Below are 15,041 nucleotides of genomic sequence, written 5' to 3'. Positions count from 1 at the left end.
GCCGGGCGGTCATACGGCCTTGCCCGGGTTGAGGATCCCGGCCGGGTCGAAGACCGCGCGCAACCGCCGCTGGAGCGCCAGGTTCCGCTCCCCCAGGTCGTTCCCGAGCCAGGTGCGCTTGAGCACGCCGACACCGTGCTCACCGGTGAGGGTGCCGCCCAGGTCCAGTGCCATGGTGAAGATCGCGTCGGCTGCGGCCCACACCTCGTCGTCCAGCTCGCGGTCCCGGTCCACCACCAGGATCGGGTGCAGATTGCCGTCGGCGGCGTGGGCCATGGTGAACACCGGCACGGCGTGACGCTTGGAGATCGCCTGGATCTCCTCGACGGCTTCGGCGAGCCGGGAGCGCGGGACCGCGACGTCCTCGATCAGTACCCGGCCGAGCCGTTCCAGGGCGGGCAGCGCCTGGCGGCGCACCGCCAGCAGCTGTTCGGCCTCGGCGTCGTCCCGGGCGGCGAAGACCCGGGCGGTGCGGTCGCCGAGCACCGCCAGGACCTGGTCCGCCTCGGTGGCGGCGGCGGGTCCGTCGGTCTGCACGAGCAGGAAGGCACCGGCCGCGGGTCCGCCCGGCGTGATCCGTTCGACGGCGGCCAGGGTCGGCGCGTCGAGGAGTTCCGCGACGGCCGGCTGTACTCCGGCGGCCGCGATCGCGGTGACCGCGGCGGCCGCCGCGGCGATGTCGTCGAACCAGGCGGCCACGGTGGCCGTCCCGGCCGGCAGCGGACGCAGTCTCACCGTCGCGCCGACAATCACCCCGAGGGTGCCCTCGGAGCCGGTGAACAGGCCCGTGAGGTCGTAGCCGGTGACGTTCTTGACGGTGCGGTGGCCGGTGCTGATCACCTCGCCGTCGGCGAGCACCACATCCAGGGAGAGCACCGAGTCGCGGGTCACCCCGTACTTCGCGCAGCGCAGGCCGCCGGCGTTGGTGGCGATGTTGCCGCCGATGGTGGAGATCGCGGCGCTCGCCGGGTCGGGCGCGTAGCGCAGGCCGTGCGCGGCGGCGGCCCGGTCCAGGTCGGCGGTGATGACCCCGGGCTCCACGACGGCGAGTTGGTCGGCCACCGAGATCTCGGTGATCCGGTTCAGCCGGCTGACGTCGAGCACGATGCTGCCGTCGGTGGCCGCCGCCGCGCCGGACAGGCCGGTGCCGGCGCCGCGGACGACGACCGGTGTGCCGGTCGCGCTCGCGTGGCGGAGCACCGCCCGCACATCGGCCACGGATGCGGCCAGGGCCACGCCGAGCGGCCGGCCGGCGGGCACCCAGCCGGACCGGTCGAGCCGGTGGGCGTCCACCGTTTCGCGGTCGGTGGCGAAGCGGCCGTCGGGCAGGGCGGGCCCGCTCATGAGGACGCTCCGGAGGCGGCGGGTACCTCTGCTCCGATGCCGGGCAGTGCGGTGTCCTCCTGCGAGGCGTGCACGCCGGCCGACTGGATGTCGCGGAAGTGCCGTTCCAAGGGGCTGTCCTGGGCGAGCCCGGGGTTGCCGAGCAGCCGCACGCCGGCCTGGACGGCGGCGGTGGCATGGCGTACGGCGATCACCTTGGCGGCCAGGGCCTCGGCGCCGGACACCGGGACCGCCCGGTCCAGCCGGCCGGTGGCGCCGGAGATCAGCTGTTCCGCGGTGGAGAGCAGCGTCCCGATCTCCCCCGCGGCCTGCTTGAAGCGGTCCGCGGTGAGCAGTCCGGCGTCGTGCACCGCCTGGATGGCCGTGTGCGGGAAGGCCCCGCTGCGGTCGTGGCCGGCCGGGGCGAGGGGCGGCGCGGTGGTACGGGGTCTGGGCACGGGCGGGGTCCTTGTCGTGTCGCGGGGCGGAACGGGCGGTGGGGTCAGCCGGCCGCGGCGAGCGGTTCGCCCCGGGAGCCGGCGCCTGCCGCGCCGGTCGCGGCACGGTGGGCCAGCTCCTGGCGGACCAGCGGCAGTACGTAACGGGCGTAGTCGATCGCGTCGTTGAGCGGGTCGTAGCCGCGGATGGAGAGCAGTTCGCAGCCGATGTCCACGTAGTCCAGCAGCGCCTTGGCGACGGTTTCGTAGCTGCCGACCAGCGCGGTGGAGCTGCCTGCCGCGTTGGTCGCGGTGACCAGCGGCGTCCACAGCGCCCGGTCGTGGAGTTCACCGCGGGCGGCGACCTCCAGCAGCCGCTGCGAACCGGCGTTGGCGGGGACGCCGTCGCCGGGCACGGGGTAGCGGGCGCCCTTGGGTGCGGCGGCCACGGTCTGCCGCACCTTGCTCAGGGTCTCGTGCGCCTTCTCCCAGGCCAGTTCGTCGGTCGCGGCGACGATGGGCCGGAAGGAGACCCAGATCCGCGGGTGCGGGCGGCCCGCCGCGTCGGCGACCGCGTTGACCGAGGCGATCTGCTCGGCGGTCTCCTTCAGCGGTTCTCCCCAGAGCCCGAAGATGTCCCCCTGTCGGCCGCCGACCTCGTACGCCTCGCGGGAGGAGCCGCCGACCGAGACCGGGATGGTGTCCTGGTAGGGCTTGATCTCGGTGGCGAAGTCCTCGAACCGGTAGAACCGCCCCTCGTGGCTGATCGGGCCGGTCGCGGACCACACCTCGCGCAGGACGGTGATGAACTCCTCCGACCTGGCGTACCGCTGGGCCTTCGTCAGATAGTCGCCCTCGCGGGCCTGTTCGCGGTCGTTGCCGCCGGAGATGATGTGCAGGCCGAGCCGCCCGCGCCCGATCCGGTCGATGGTGGCCAGTGCTTTGGCGACCCGGGTGGGGAAGACGAAGCCGGGCCGGTGGGCCAGCATCGGCTTGATCCGCTCGGAGTTGTTCACGACGAACTGGGCGACCTGTTCTGCGTCGACACTCGCCGAACTGTAGGCGACCAGCGTCCAGTCGAAGCCGCCGTCGTCGAGGGCCCGTACGAAGCGGCGGGTGTAGTCGACGTCGAAGCCGGCGTGCCGGCCCGGACCGCTCGCCTCGGTGGTGTTGGTGGTGTGGGTGGCGCTGATGAACTCGACGGGCATGGCGGGGCTCCGATCACTTGGCCGGGGAGTGGGGGTACAGGGAGGTGTCGGCCGTGCCGGCCACCTGTACGCCGGTGGGCAGCGAACCGATCCGGTGCATCAGGTCGGAGACGCCCTGCACCTTCGCGGTGATGTCGGGTGAGACCGGCTGGAGGGCGCTCGCGCCCTGGGAGACGACCGTCCTGGCCACGTCGGCGGGCACACCGTTCTTCTGGGAGAAGACGTGCGCGTACTCGTCGGCGTGCGCGGTGGTCCAGGTGTAGGCGGCGGAGAGCCGGTTGAGGAAGTCGGCGATGGCGGCCTTGCGGGCCGGGTCGGCGACCGAGGACTGCGCGGCGGAGATGAAGCCGACGCCGCTGGTGCGGCCGTCCCGGCCGTCGACGACGATCCGGGCACCCTTCTGCACCGCGATGTCCTGGTAGATGCCGAAGGTCGCCCAGGTCTGGATCTTCCCGGCGTTGAACGCGGCCTGCGCGGCGGTCGGCAGCAGGTACTGCACATGGACGTCGGAGTACTTCAGCCCGGCGTCGGTGAGCACCTTGGCCAGCAGGTACTCGGCGATGCTGCCCTTGGCCGAGGAGACCACCACGTCCTTGCCCTTGAGGTCCTGGACCGTCTTCACCGGGGAACCGGGCCGGGCGATGATCGCGGTGCCGGCTCCGTTGGAGGTGGCGGCGGCGACGAGTTTGATCTTCAGACCGCCGCTGATCGCTTGCAGCGTCGGCAGGTCGGCGGCGGTTCCGGTGTCGACCTGGCCGCTCTGCATGGCCTGGAAGAGCGGTGCCGCGCCCTGGAACTCGGCCCACTTCACCTTGTAGGGGGCGCCCTTGAGGGTGCCGGCCGCGGTGAGCAGGGTCTGCAGTCCGTTGGCCTGGTCGCCGAGGGTGAGGGTGACGCCGGACAGATCGGGGCGCCCGTCGGCGGCGGGGACTGCGGTGTCCTTCTTCGGGGAGTCACCGCAGGCGGCCAGGGAGACGCTGAGGGCCAGGGCGGCGGAGAGCGCGGCGAAGAGCCGCAGGGCGGAGCGGGGCATGAGTGTCCTCAGGGTCGGTACGAGAAGGTCGTTACGGGCAGGGGGCGATGGAGGGCGGCGGAGGGCGGCTCAGGCGCCGGCCGGTTCGCGGTCCCCGACGCCGAGCTTGGCCAGCAGGTCGGTACGCAGCGCCACGAACTGCGGCGATCCGATGTCACGGGGCCGGGGCAGGCCGACCACCGTCTCGTGGGCGATGCCGCCGTCCCGCATGACGAGCACCCGGTCGGCGAGGAGCACCGCCTCCTCCACGTCGTGGGTGACCAGCAGGACGCCGCAGTTGTGCCGGGTCCACAACTCACCCACCAGGCGCTGGGCGTTGACCCGGGTCAGTGCGTCGAGCGCGCCGAACGGCTCGTCGAGCAGCAGCAGATCGGGCCGGCGGACCAGCGCCCGGGCCAGTGAGACGCGCTGGGCCTCGCCGCCGGAGAGCGTCTTGGGCCACACCGAGGCGCGTTCGGTCAGTCCCACCTCGGCGAGGTAGCGATCGGCGAGTTCCCGGTCGGCCCGGCCGGGAAGCCCGAGGACGACGTTGCGCCACACCTTCTTCCACGGCAGCAGCCGGGGCGCCTGGAAGGCCACCGCGCGGCGGCGGGGCACCGTGACCGTGCCTTCGATGTCGCGGTCGAGACCGGCGAGGACCCGCAGCAGGGTGCTCTTGCCGCAGCCGCTGTGGCCGAGGAGGGCGACGAACTCGCCGGGCCTGATGTCGAGGTCGAGCCCGTCGATCACCCGGCGCTCGCCGAAGGCGCGGACCAGTCCCCTGACCCGGACGGAGGTGTCGGCCGCTGGTTCGGCCACGGAGTCGGGAGCGGTGTCGGCGGCGGGGTCGAGAGCGGAGCCGGCGGCCGGGGCGGAGTGCGCTGGGTGAGTGGTCATCGTCATGCTCCGTCGAAGGATGCGCGCCAGGAGAGCAGGTACGTGGTGGCCAGCCGGACGATCAGGTCGCTGACCAGGCCGAGGACGGCGTAGACGACCAGACAGACCACGATCACGTCGGTCTGGAAGAACTGCTCGGCGTTGTTCATCAGGTAGCCGATGCCGTTGGTGGCGTTGATCTGCTCGGCGAAGACCAGGGCGAGCCAGGCGCTGCCGAGGGCGTAGCGCAGGCCGACCAGTGCGCTGGGCAGGGCGCCGGGTAGCACGATGTGCCGGATCTGCCCCCACCTGTTCAGGCCCAGGACGGTGCCGGCCTCCACAAGCTGGGAGTCGACGCCGCGGATGCCGGCGTAGATGTTGAAGTAGAGCGGGAAGGTCACCGCGATCACCACCAGGGCGATCTTCGGTTTCTCGTCGATGCCGAACCAGACGATGAACAGCGGGATCAGGCCGACCCAGGGCAGCGCCCGGAGCATGCCGACGGTGGCGTCGATGAGGTCCTCGCCGAGCCGGAAGAGCCCGGCGAGCAGGGCGAGCGAGGTGCCGGCGACCGCACCGATCAGGAAGCCCTCGACCACGCGCTGGGTGGACGCCCAGATCGCCGAGCCGAGCTGCCCGCCGGTGGTCAGGTCCCCGCCTTTGCGGAAGACCGCGACTGGCGAGGCGAGGGTGTCGGGGGACAGGACGCCGGTCCTGCCGAGCAGCCACCACAGCAGCAGCGCGCCGACCGGGCCGAAGGCGCGGCGGACCGGCCGGGGGATGGGCCGGCGGGTGCTCTCGTGCGCCGGACGGATCGTCTCGGACCCGCCGCCGAGCGTCGCCGGCGGCTGGGCGCCGCCGTCGGCGGGCGGCTCTTCGGCCGGCTTGCCCACCGGGCCCGCAGGGCCGGCCGGCCGGGACATCTCACTGGTGCTCATCGCTCTCCCCCCAGGGTTTCTGGCACGCTCGGTGCGTGCCGGTCGTCGGCCCCGCCCGGTTCAGATCCCGTCCTGCCCGGTTCAGGTCCGGCCCCACCCGGTTCGGGCCCGGTCGCGACCGGGCGCAGCGGGTCGGCGGACCATGCCGACCACGAGCCGGGGTAGAGCGCGGCCTCGATGCCGGCGTTCGCCAGCGCGGCGATCTGGTGGGCCGCGGTGACGCCGGACCCGCAGTACACGCCGACCGGCCGGCCGTCGCCGGCCCCCAGGACGGCGAAGCGCTTACGGGTCTCCTCGACGCCGGTGAACCGGCCCGCCCCGTCGAGGTTCTCGGCGGTGGGCGCGCTGATCGCGCCGGGGATGTGACCTGCCCGCGGGTCCACCGGCTCGGTCTCCCCGCGGTAGCGCTCCCCCGCCCGGGCATCCAGCAGGACGCCGTGACGGGGCAGTCCGGCGGCCTGGTCGGCGGTGAGCACCGGCAGCCGCCCGGGGGCGAGCACGATGTCACCGGGCGCCGCGGCGGTCTCGTCGCCCTCGGCCAGGGGACCGCCGATGGCCCGCCAGGCGGCGAGGGAGCCGTCGAGGATCCGGACGTCGGCGACGCCCGCCCAGCGCAGCAGCCACCAGGCCCGGGCCGCGGCCAGTCCCCCGGCGTCGTCGTAGACCACGACAGGGCGGTCCGCAGTGATGCCCCAGCGGCGGGCCGCCTGCTGGAGTGCCGCCGGGTCGGGCAGCGGGTGCCTGCCCGCGGCCGGAGTGGCGGGCGCGGCCAGTTCGGTGTCCAGGTCGGCGTAGACCGCCGAGGGGATGTGCCCGCGCCGGTAGTGGCCGCGGCCGTCGGGGTCGCCCAGTGCCCAGCGGACGTCGAGCAGGACGGGCGGGTGGTCGCCGGCGGTCTCCGCGCGCAGGTCGGGGGCGGAGATCAGCACCCGGGGCGGGAGGCCGGGGACGGTGGCCGCGAGGTCGGCGTCGCCGAGGGAGCCGGCCGGCGTGCCCTCCCGGACCGCCCGCCGCAGGCGTGCCACGACCGCGGAGTTGGCGGGCGCCGTCCGTCCGGCCAGGCGCGCCTGGAGCACGATCTCGCCGTTGAGATGGTCGACTTCCAGCGAACCGGCCCGGGCCACGCTCTGCCAGGTGGAGTTGCCCCCGCGGGGAAAGCCGGGGATGTCGTGGAGGGTGAGTCCGGACAGGTCGGGTCCGCCCGGTGCGTCGCGGTCCGCCACGGGCAGTCCGGCGGCGGCGAGGACGTCCCTGGCCTCTTCGGCGAGCAGCGCCGCGGCCGCGTCGCGGAGCGCGCCGGGACGGTACAGCGCCTCCAGTCCGTTGACGGTGTTGCCGATCAGCTTGGCGGTCTTCCACCCGATGATGTCCGGGACCACCCGCACCGCGAAGTCGGCGGCGCGCAGGTCCGCGGCCAGCCGGCCGAGCAGCGGATGGTCGGCACCGGCCGGGTAGCGGCCGATCCACAGCGCCGCCGGGGTCGGGGCGGCGGGTGAGATCACGACGCCTTCCTCGACGTACACCGCGGGCACCCATACGCTCGCGCCCAGCACGTCGGCGAAGCGGCGCAGCGCGATGCGCTCGCTCTCCAGACCGTTCTGCGGGACCACGACAGGCAGTTCTGCGGCGGCGGTCGACCGGCCGCCGTCGTGCCGGGTCACCGGTTGCCAGGCCCATTCCGCCACGGTCCGCTCGGTGTCCTGCGACTTCACCGCGAGGACCAGTGCGTCGTCCCCGGTGAGCGTCACCTCGTCCGGGCCGCCGGCGTACGGCACGGTCACGTCCGTTGTGCCGTCCGGCCGGACCAGGCGCAGCCGGTGCTCGCGCAGCGCGGCGAGCTGCCGGCCGCGGGCCACCAGCAGGACGTCGGCACCGGCGCGGTGCAGCGCCTCGGCGAAGGTGACGCCCACCGCGCCCGCGCCGATGATCACATAGCGGGTCACGGGTGCAGCTCCTCTCGGACGGCGACGGCCGGGGCGTCCGCGCCGGCGCGCAGCCGTTCCAGGAAGAGCAGCACGGTGGCGGCGCTGGTGCGGTGCGAGATGTCGTTGAGGGCGTCGTGCCGGCCGCCGACCAGGGTGACCAGTTCGGCGGCGGGGGCTGCGGCGTAGGCGGCGCGTGCGTGGGCCGGCGGGCTGACGGGGTCCTCGGCGCCGTGCAGTGCGAGCACCGGGACGCTGATGGCGGCCAGGTCCGCGCGTTCGAACCAGGCGGGGGGCAGCGGCGCGTACAGGGCGCCTCGCTCGACCCGGCCGGCTGCTTCGAGCCGGCCGCGGTGGGTCGGGCAGGAGGTCCGCGCGGCGAGTTCGTCCTCCCACGGGACAGTGGTCTGCTCCTGCTGCGGGACCGGCAGCCCGGCCAGCAGCAGGGCGTCCACCTCCACGTCACCACCGGCCGCCAGCCCGACCGCGAAGAGCGCTCCGGCGTCGGACCCGGCGAGTACGAACGGCCGCGGCGACTCCTTGTCCGCGCGCAGCTGCCGCACCTGCTCAGCGGCGTCCTGCGGCCAGCGCGTCGGGTCGGCCACGGCCCGCACCCGGTAGGCGTCGGCGCCGATCCGCGACCCGAAGCGTTCGTACAGCCGCGGGTCCTCGCCCCGCCCGGGCAGCAGCACGACGGTGCCACGCGGGGCGAGATGAGGTGGATTGTCCCAGGCGACGACGGCGGGAACTGTGCTGACGGAAGTCATGAAGGGGTCCTCGCGACAGAAACGGCCGCCCGGCGGGGAGCGGTGCGGCAGGGGGGCGCGGCCCGTGGCTGACGGGCCGGCAGAGGTGCCGGTCAGGGCAGGGGGAGGGCGCGGACCTTCATGCCGCGCGGGAAGCGCCCGGCGGCGTGATCCGTACCGAAGGGAACGTCAGCCGCGACGACAGCGCGCGGACGTGGCGGTGCCGAAGTCGATCACCCGGCGCTGGGTCAGTCGCGGCGCGGCCTTGGCGCCGACCGGACCGCACACGGCATCGCGGACCGGAGCGGGTCCGGACCTCCTCGCGAGCACGTGGGTCATCATGTCCATGAGCATGCAGGACCGGGGCGCCGCCGTCCAACGCCGATTCCTGATCGGGATCGATCACGTTTTGCGATCGGTCGTGATGCCGGCTGTCTTCCGGGCCTGCGACCGGGCGTCGCGTGCCGTCCGGGCCCGCCCGGGTGGGTACGTTCGCGGTATGAACCTCTCCGTGGCCGAGGTCCGCCGGCGCTTCGCCGGCTCCCCCGTCGCCCGGCTGGCGACCGCCGACGCGGCCGGAGTGCCGCACATCGTGCCCATCACCTTCGCGGTGGACGGCGACACGATCTGGTTCGCCGTCGACCACAAACCCAAGCGCTCGACCGATCTGCGGCGGCTGCGGAACATCACGCAGAACCCCGCGGTGGCGGTCCTCGCCGACCACTACGCCGCCGACTGGTCCACCCTGTGGTGGACCCGCGCCGACGGCCGCGCGCGCGTCCACAGCGCGCCGGACGAGCGCGCGGTGGCCGGACTCCGCCGCAAATACCCCCAGTACGCCGAGGCACCTCCGCAGGGCCCGCTCGTCACCATCGAGGTTCACCACTGGACCGGCTGGGCCTTCAGCGACTGACCGGCCGGCGTCGTCAGGGGGCCGGCGGATCGCCCGGGGCCGGTCAGCGGGCGGCGGAGGCGACTCCGGCCAGCAGCCGGTCGACGTCGTCGGTGGTGTTGTACGGGGAGATGCCGGCGCGGACCGCGCCGGCGGCGCCGAGGCCGATGCGGCGGGCCGGCTCGATCGCGTAGAAGCTGCCGGCCGGGGCGTTCACACCGAGGGCCGCGAGGTGCTCGTACACCTCCTGGGGCGAGCGGCCGGCCACGGAGAAGAGCGCGGTGGGGGTGCGGTCCCCGGGCGAGCCGTGGAGGGTCACCGCGCCGATCGCCGCGAGGCCATCGAGGAGCCGTGCGAAGAGTTCCGCCTCGTACGTCTCGACCTGCCGCATCGAGTCCAGCAGGCGGGTGCGGCGGGAGCCGTCGCGGCTCCCGCCGAGCGCCGCGGCGAAGTCGACGGCGGCCGTGGTTCCGGCCAGCAACTCATAGGGCAGCGTGCCGAGTTCGAAGCGCTCGGGGACGGCATCGGTGGACGGCTGCAGCTTGTCGGGGTGGACCGTTTCCAGCAGTTCGGGGGCGGCGGCCAGCACTCCGTGGTGGGGGCCGAAGAACTTGTACGGCGAGCACGCGTAGAAGTCCGCGCCCAGGTCCGCCATCGAGACCGGCGCGTGCGGCGTCAGATGGACCCCGTCCACGTAGACCAGGGCCCCCACCGCGTGGGCCGCCGCCGCGACGGCCGGGATGTCCGGGCGGGTCCCGAGCAGATTCGACGCGGCGGTCACCGCCACCAGGCGGGTCCGGGGGGAGAGTACGGCGGCCACGTCGTCCACCGTGAGGCGGCCGGTGCCGGGGTCGAAGTCGGCCCATCGCACGGTCGCGCCGGCCGCTTCCGCCGCGGCCACCCAGGGGCGGATGTTGGCGTCGTGGTCCAGCCGGGTCACCACCACCTCGTCCCCGCCGCTCCATCCCTTGGCGAGCGCCCGGGCCATGTCGTACGTCGCCTGGGTCATCGACCGGGCGAACACCACGCCTGCGGGCCGGCAGCCCAGCAGGTCGGCGACGGCCGCGCGGGCGCCGGTGACCACGGCTTCCGCCCGCCGCTCGGCGGCGGTGACCGCCCCGCGGTTGGCGATGCCGCTGCACAGCGTCTCGGCGACGGCCTGCCCGACCGCACGCGGCACCTGCGAACCGCCAGGTCCGTCGAAGTGGGCCACCCCTTCGGCGAGGGCGGGGAATTCGCTGCGGACCTGTGCGATGTCGAAGGGCATGTGCTCATCCTCCCCGGTGGGCGATGGCCAGAGCCAGGAGCCCGAAAGGCGTGACAGCGACTCCAGACGTGCACCAGCGGTTTGCCGTCGCCGGCAACAGTTGCACACGCGGGTGAAAGCCGAACGCCCGCTGCCGCCTCGCGGGCCCGATTCGGGGGACAGCGGCGCCGCGTCATACGATGTCAGTGGCTTGCCGCGGAGCCGCGTCGCCGACCCGCGGCGCCGGTCCCGCGGAGCCGGTCCGCCGGACCGCCGTCGGCGCCGCACACGCAAGGAATCTCGTGGACATGACCACCGTCACCGCCTATCAGGGCGAGCCCGGCTCGAATTCGGCCATCGCGGCGGAAGCCCTCTACCCGGGCGGCACGCGGCTGCCCTGCCGCACCTTCGAGCAGGCCATGGACGCGGTCACCCAAGGGGTGGCCGACGTGGCGGTGATCCCGGTGGACAACTCGGCGGCCGGCCGGGTGGCCGACGTGCACCACCTGCTGCCCGAGTCGGGCCTGTCCATCGTGGCCGAGTACTTCCTGCCGATCCGTTTCGCGCTGATGGCACCGAGCGGCACCTCGCCGGCACAGCTCGAAACCGTCCGCAGCCATGTGCACGCCCTGGGCCAGTGCCGGAAGGTCCTGCGCGACGGCGGCTGGCGCACCCTGGTGAGCGACGACACGGCGGGCGCCGCCCGGGAGGTAGCCGAGCTGGGCGACGCCCGCCACGGCGCACTGGCACCCCCCGCCGCGGCGGCGCAGTACGGTCTCGACATCCTGCTGGACGGGGTCGAGGACGAACACGACAACACCACCCGCTTCATCGTGCTCTCCCGGCAGGCCGTGCACCCCGGTGTCGGCGACGGCCCGATGGTCACCAGCTTGTTCTTCACCGTCCGCAACATCCCCAGCGCGCTGTACAAGGCGCTGGGCGGCTTCTCCAGCAACGCCGTCAACATCACCAAGATCGAGAGCTACCAGATGGGCGCCGGGCTCCACGCCAGCCGGTTCTACATCGAGATCGACGGCCACGCCGAAGAACCGCGGGTGGCGCTGGCGCTGGAGGAGCTCGCCTTCTTCTCCTCCGAGGTACGCAACCTCGGCGTGTATCCCGCGCACCCGCACCGCCTGGTCAGCCGCGGCGCGTAGGGCTCCGGCGCTCCCGCCCCGCCGGGCCGTCCGCCTTCACTCCTTCGTCGCGCCGGCCAGCATGCCGGAGACCAGGGTGCGCTGCGAGAAGAGGAAGAGGACCAGGACCGGCAGGATGGCGACGATGATCGCCAGCGAGAGTTCGGGGATGGTGATGTTCAGACCGGCTCCTGCCACCGGGTTGAACGACGGGGTGGAGCTGAGCAGTTGGTTCAGGCCGACCTGGATCGGGAACTCGTCGCTGTTGGGGAGGACCAGGTACGGCAGGAAGAAGTTGTTCCAGTTGCCGACGAAACTGAAGAACGCCACCAGCCCGACGACCGGCTTCGCCAGCGGCAGGGCGATCCGGGTGAAGAGCTGCCACTCGCTGCAGCCGTCGATCCTGGCCGCCGACAGCAGGTCGCGCGGCAGGCTCGTGGCGAAGTAGATGTACACCAGGTACACGCCGAACGGGTAGAACGAGAACGGCAGGATCACCGACCAGACGGTGCCGATGAGGTGGAACCGGTTGAGCTCCAGGAAGATCGGCAGCACCAGCGTCGCCGACGGCATGATCATCGTCACCAGCGTGATGACCAGCAGCGTCTTGCGCCCGCGGAACCGGGTCAGGGCCAGGGCGTAACCGGCCGGCAGGCTGGTGAGCAGCGTCAGCACCAGCGAACCGACCGAGTAGACCGCGGAGTTCCGCAGCCAGATCAGCACCGCGCCGTCCTGGAAGGCGAACAGGTGCCGCCAGGCCGCGCCGATCTGCTGGAAGGAGCCGAAGGAGAGCGGGTTGTCGTGCACGATCTGGCCGGCGGTCTTCGACGGCGCCAGCAGCAGCCAGATCACCGGCAGCACGAAGAACACCAGCAGCGCGGCCAGCAGGACGGCGACGACCGCGACCGAGACGGCACGCGACGGCGTGGCGCGCCGGCCCGGCGCGCTCAGGGGCAGGGTGGTCTGGGTCATTTCTCATCCAACGTGAACATGTCCGAGCGGGCCACCAGCAGCCCGGCGCAGAGCAGACCGAGGGCCAGCAGGAAGACCGAGATCGCGGCGGCGCCGTTGAAGTCGCCCTGCTGGAAGGCGTAGACGTACGCGAGCTGGTTGGGCGACCAGGCGGGGCTGACCCGGCCGAGGCTGGCGGTCTGCAGGAGTTGCGGCTCGACGAACAACTGGGTGCCGGCCGCGAAGGCGAGGATCGTCATATAGGCGATCCACTGCTTGATCATCGGGATCTGGATGTACCAGGCGGTCCGCCAGGGCCCGGCGCCGTCCATCCGGGCGGCTTCCAGCACCTCGTCGGGGATGTTGTTCAGCGCCCCGTACATCACGACCATCCACCCGCCGGCGCCGGTCCAGAAGGCGATCAGTACGAAGATCACCGGCAGATTGCCGGGTGCGAGCACCGCGGCGAAGCTGTCCAGGCCGAACGACTTCAGCAGCCAGGAGACCGGACTGACGTCGGGGTCGAGCATGAAGAGCCACACCAGGACGCTGGCGACGCCGGCCAGTGCGCCGGGGATGTAGTAGAGGAACCGCAGCAGCGCCGACAGGCCGGGGCGGACCCGGCCGCGCAGCACGACGGCGGTCAGCACGGTGAGGACCACCAGGACGACGAGCCACATCACCAGGTAGACCAGCACATGGCTGAAGGCGGGCACGAAGCGGTAGTCCCGCGCCACCTTGGTGAACTGGTTGAGCCCGGTGAACTGGCCCGCGTCGTTGGTGAAAGCCAGATAGAAGGCGTAGCAGGTGGGAAAGACGCCGAAGGCGAGCAGCAGGAGCGTGTATCCGGCGATGAAGAAGTAGCCCGCGGCCCCGCCCGCCCGCCGCCGCGGCGAGGTGCCGCGGCGGGGGGTGGAGACGGTGACGCGCCGGGTGGCCGGCAGCGTCATTGGTTGGTCACCTGGTATCCGTCGGCCTTGGCCTCGTCGCTGATCGCGCTCTGCCAGGCGGGCAGCGTCTCGGTGAGGGTCTTGCCCGCGGTCAGCGCCGGCAGGACGACGCTGGACCAGGCGGTCGCGTCGGAGAACTTGGTGTTCGACCAGCCGGTCCACACCTCGCCGGCCGCCTGCTGGAACGGGCCGCTGACGTCGGTGGCGAAGTAGTCGCGGTTGGCCGGGTTGGCCAGCCACGCGGTGGCCGCCGCGGTGTAGGCGGGGTAGGTGGGCGCCGACGCCTGGTTGTCGTTGGAGGTGGTGAGCCAGGCGGCCAGGTCGGTGGACGCCTTGAGGTTGGCGCTGTGCGCCGAGACCATCCACACGCCGCCGCCGACGTTGCCGGTCGAGGCGGTGGTCTCACCGGGCCAGGTCAGCGGCGGCGCAGCGGCCATCTGCTTGGCGGGGGTGTTGAAGGCGGCCTTGAACAGGTACTGGCCGTACCACGAGGGACCGTAGGCCATCAGGACCTTCGAGCCGCCGCTCTTGGCGAAGCCCTGGCTGAAGAAGCCCTGTGTGGTGACGGCCTTGGCGGCTATCAGCTTGTCGAGCAGCGTCGCCATCCGGGTGCACTTCGGGTCCTGCAGCGCCACCCGCAGGGTGTCCGCCTTGACCAGGCTGAACGCCGGGCACTGGCTGGACCACAGGTACGACTCCTGGGAGTTGGTGTCGCCGACCGAGCCGACCAGGTACCCGGGGTGCTCCTTGGCGACCTGCTCGCCGAGCGCCTCGTACTGCGCCCAGGTGGTGGGGACCTGGTATCCCCACTGGTCCATCAGCTTCTTGTTGTACCAGAGCACGACCTGGGCGATGTCGTTGCGCAGGCAGTAGGTGTGGCCGTTGAACTGGCAGGGGGTCAGCGAGCCCTTGGCGAAACCGTCCAGCGTGCTCTGCGGCACCAGCTTCTGGTCCAGGGGCGCCGCGAACGGGGTCGCACCCGGCTTGGTGGGGGCCGAGGCCCAGGTGACGTCGGTCGGGGTGCCGAAGACGACATCGGGCCACCCGCTGCCGGTCCGGTCGAAGAGCTGGACCTTCGTCTGCAGGTAGGTGGAGCCGTCCGCGCCGCCGTCGTAGGTGACGATCTTCATCTTCACGCCGGGGTGGGACTTCTGGTACGCCTGCACCGCCGGCAGGCGGGTGGAGTCCGCCCAGACGGTGATCTGGGAACCGTCCTTCTGGGGGGCCGGCTTGAACGCCGACTGCCCGGCCGTGTCCGACTTCGGCGCGGTGTCGGCGCTGGCACAGCCGGCCAGCACGGTGGCGGTCACCATGGCCAGCAGCGCGGCGCCGGCCCGTACGGCGGTGCGGCGCAGGCCGGTTCTCGGAGATCCGGAAGACCTCATCGTCTTGCCTTTCTGTTCA

Annotated in this window: 15 protein-coding genes; 2 read left to right on the top strand and 13 right to left on the bottom strand. The window is 72.8% G+C overall.

The genetic code is table 11. The features are described 5' to 3' along the window. Positions 1 to 9: 9 nt before the first annotated feature. The 9 genes from OG552_RS34235 to OG552_RS34190 all read right to left on the bottom strand — a co-directional run bounded on the left by OG552_RS34235 (position 10) and on the right by OG552_RS34190 (position 8,804). Positions 10 to 1,344, bottom strand: a complete 1,335-nt coding sequence (locus OG552_RS34235) for an FAD-binding oxidoreductase (protein ID WP_329139724.1) — start codon at positions 1,342 to 1,344, stop codon at positions 10 to 12. Beyond that, on the bottom strand, positions 1,341 to 1,781 hold the full coding sequence (locus tag OG552_RS34230; protein ID WP_329139722.1) for an acyl-CoA dehydrogenase family protein: 441 nt from the start codon (positions 1,779 to 1,781) through the stop codon (positions 1,341 to 1,343). The genes OG552_RS34235 and OG552_RS34230 overlap by 4 nt, the downstream gene beginning before the upstream one ends. Before the next feature lie 44 nt (positions 1,782 to 1,825). Further along, positions 1,826 to 2,968, bottom strand: coding sequence for an LLM class flavin-dependent oxidoreductase (locus OG552_RS34225; protein WP_329139720.1), 1,143 nt, complete (start codon positions 2,966 to 2,968; stop codon positions 1,826 to 1,828). A gap of 13 nt (positions 2,969 to 2,981) precedes the next feature. Then, entirely contained in the window at positions 2,982 to 4,001 is a 1,020-nt protein-coding gene (locus OG552_RS34220) for an ABC transporter substrate-binding protein (protein ID WP_329139718.1), read from the bottom strand. A 69-nt stretch (positions 4,002 to 4,070) separates the two neighbouring features. After that, a complete protein-coding gene (locus tag OG552_RS34215; protein WP_329139717.1) occupies positions 4,071 to 4,877 on the bottom strand; it encodes an ABC transporter ATP-binding protein in 807 nt (268 codons plus the stop codon). A gap of 2 nt (positions 4,878 to 4,879) precedes the next feature. Further along, positions 4,880 to 5,794: an ABC transporter permease gene (locus tag OG552_RS34210; protein WP_329139715.1), complete on the bottom strand. Its 915-nt coding sequence runs from the start codon at positions 5,792 to 5,794 to the stop codon at positions 4,880 to 4,882. Continuing rightward, on the bottom strand, positions 5,791 to 7,737 hold the full coding sequence (locus OG552_RS36565; RefSeq protein ID WP_443071108.1) for a rhodanese-like domain-containing protein: 1,947 nt from the start codon (positions 7,735 to 7,737) through the stop codon (positions 5,791 to 5,793). Before OG552_RS36565 ends, OG552_RS34210 begins: the two co-directional genes overlap by 4 nt. Next, positions 7,734 to 8,483: an alpha/beta hydrolase gene (locus OG552_RS34195; RefSeq protein ID WP_329139713.1), complete on the bottom strand. Its 750-nt coding sequence runs from the start codon at positions 8,481 to 8,483 to the stop codon at positions 7,734 to 7,736. The genes OG552_RS36565 and OG552_RS34195 overlap by 4 nt, the downstream gene beginning before the upstream one ends. Before the next feature lie 168 nt (positions 8,484 to 8,651). Then, positions 8,652 to 8,804: a hypothetical protein gene (locus tag OG552_RS34190; RefSeq protein WP_329139711.1), complete on the bottom strand. Its 153-nt coding sequence runs from the start codon at positions 8,802 to 8,804 to the stop codon at positions 8,652 to 8,654. Between the two features lie 157 nt (positions 8,805 to 8,961). Between OG552_RS34190 and OG552_RS34185 the strand changes: the two genes are divergently transcribed. Beyond that, positions 8,962 to 9,375 carry a TIGR03668 family PPOX class F420-dependent oxidoreductase gene (locus OG552_RS34185; protein ID WP_329139708.1) on the top strand — a complete coding sequence of 138 codons (414 nt, stop codon included), beginning with the start codon at positions 8,962 to 8,964 and terminating at the stop codon, positions 9,373 to 9,375. A gap of 43 nt (positions 9,376 to 9,418) precedes the next feature. Here the strand turns inward: OG552_RS34185 and OG552_RS34180 are convergent, their stop codons facing one another. Continuing rightward, positions 9,419 to 10,621 carry a cysteine desulfurase-like protein gene (locus OG552_RS34180; RefSeq protein ID WP_329139706.1) on the bottom strand — a complete coding sequence of 401 codons (1,203 nt, stop codon included), beginning with the start codon at positions 10,619 to 10,621 and terminating at the stop codon, positions 9,419 to 9,421. Positions 10,622 to 10,908: 287 nt separating this feature from the next. On the opposite strand from OG552_RS34180, the gene OG552_RS34175 reads away from it, so the two are divergent. Then, the gene (locus OG552_RS34175; RefSeq protein WP_329139704.1) at positions 10,909 to 11,757 is read left to right on the top strand and encodes a prephenate dehydratase; all 849 of its coding nucleotides are present in this window, start codon (positions 10,909 to 10,911) and stop codon (positions 11,755 to 11,757) included. A gap of 36 nt (positions 11,758 to 11,793) precedes the next feature. On the opposite strand, the gene OG552_RS34170 is transcribed toward OG552_RS34175, so the two are convergent. The 3 genes from OG552_RS34170 to OG552_RS34160 are packed head-to-tail and all read right to left on the bottom strand — an operon-like array spanning position 11,794 to position 15,022. After that, the gene (locus OG552_RS34170) at positions 11,794 to 12,708 is read right to left on the bottom strand and encodes a carbohydrate ABC transporter permease (RefSeq protein ID WP_329139702.1); all 915 of its coding nucleotides are present in this window, start codon (positions 12,706 to 12,708) and stop codon (positions 11,794 to 11,796) included. Then, positions 12,705 to 13,637, bottom strand: coding sequence for a carbohydrate ABC transporter permease (locus tag OG552_RS34165; protein ID WP_329139700.1), 933 nt, complete (start codon positions 13,635 to 13,637; stop codon positions 12,705 to 12,707). Before OG552_RS34165 ends, OG552_RS34170 begins: the two co-directional genes overlap by 4 nt. Further along, on the bottom strand, positions 13,634 to 15,022 hold the full coding sequence (locus OG552_RS34160) for an ABC transporter substrate-binding protein (RefSeq protein ID WP_329139698.1): 1,389 nt from the start codon (positions 15,020 to 15,022) through the stop codon (positions 13,634 to 13,636). Before OG552_RS34160 ends, OG552_RS34165 begins: the two co-directional genes overlap by 4 nt. Positions 15,023 to 15,041 lie beyond the last annotated feature (19 nt).

It is taken from the genome of Streptomyces sp. NBC_01476, assembly GCF_036227265.1.
In the GTDB taxonomy this organism is placed as follows: domain Bacteria; phylum Actinomycetota; class Actinomycetes; order Streptomycetales; family Streptomycetaceae; genus Actinacidiphila.
The sequence above is the reverse complement of the archived record's forward strand: the minus strand, read 5'-3'. Positions and strand labels throughout refer to the sequence as shown.

Bases quoted from the DNA above. Each gene is read 5' to 3' on its own strand.
- OG552_RS34235 (WP_329139724.1), bottom strand. From the start codon at position 1,344: ATGAGCGGGCCCGCCCTGCCCGACGGCCGCTTCGCCACCGACCGCGAA.
- OG552_RS34225 (WP_329139720.1), bottom strand. From the start codon at position 2,968: ATGCCCGTCGAGTTCATCAGCGCCACCCACACCACCAACACCACCGAG.
- OG552_RS34220 (WP_329139718.1), bottom strand. From the start codon at position 4,001: ATGCCCCGCTCCGCCCTGCGGCTCTTCGCCGCGCTCTCCGCCGCCCTG.
- OG552_RS34215 (WP_329139717.1), bottom strand. From the start codon at position 4,877: ATGACCACTCACCCAGCGCACTCCGCCCCGGCCGCCGGCTCCGCTCTC.
- OG552_RS34210 (WP_329139715.1), bottom strand. From the start codon at position 5,794: ATGAGCACCAGTGAGATGTCCCGGCCGGCCGGCCCTGCGGGCCCGGTG.
- OG552_RS34195 (WP_329139713.1), bottom strand. From the start codon at position 8,483: ATGACTTCCGTCAGCACAGTTCCCGCCGTCGTCGCCTGGGACAATCCA.
- OG552_RS34190 (WP_329139711.1), bottom strand. From the start codon at position 8,804: ATGATGACCCACGTGCTCGCGAGGAGGTCCGGACCCGCTCCGGTCCGC.
- OG552_RS34185 (WP_329139708.1), top strand. From the start codon at position 8,962: ATGAACCTCTCCGTGGCCGAGGTCCGCCGGCGCTTCGCCGGCTCCCCC.
- OG552_RS34180 (WP_329139706.1), bottom strand. From the start codon at position 10,621: ATGCCCTTCGACATCGCACAGGTCCGCAGCGAATTCCCCGCCCTCGCC.
- OG552_RS34175 (WP_329139704.1), top strand. From the start codon at position 10,909: ATGACCACCGTCACCGCCTATCAGGGCGAGCCCGGCTCGAATTCGGCC.
- OG552_RS34170 (WP_329139702.1), bottom strand. From the start codon at position 12,708: ATGACCCAGACCACCCTGCCCCTGAGCGCGCCGGGCCGGCGCGCCACG.
- OG552_RS34165 (WP_329139700.1), bottom strand. From the start codon at position 13,637: ATGACGCTGCCGGCCACCCGGCGCGTCACCGTCTCCACCCCCCGCCGC.
- OG552_RS34160 (WP_329139698.1), bottom strand. From the start codon at position 15,022: ATGAGGTCTTCCGGATCTCCGAGAACCGGCCTGCGCCGCACCGCCGTA.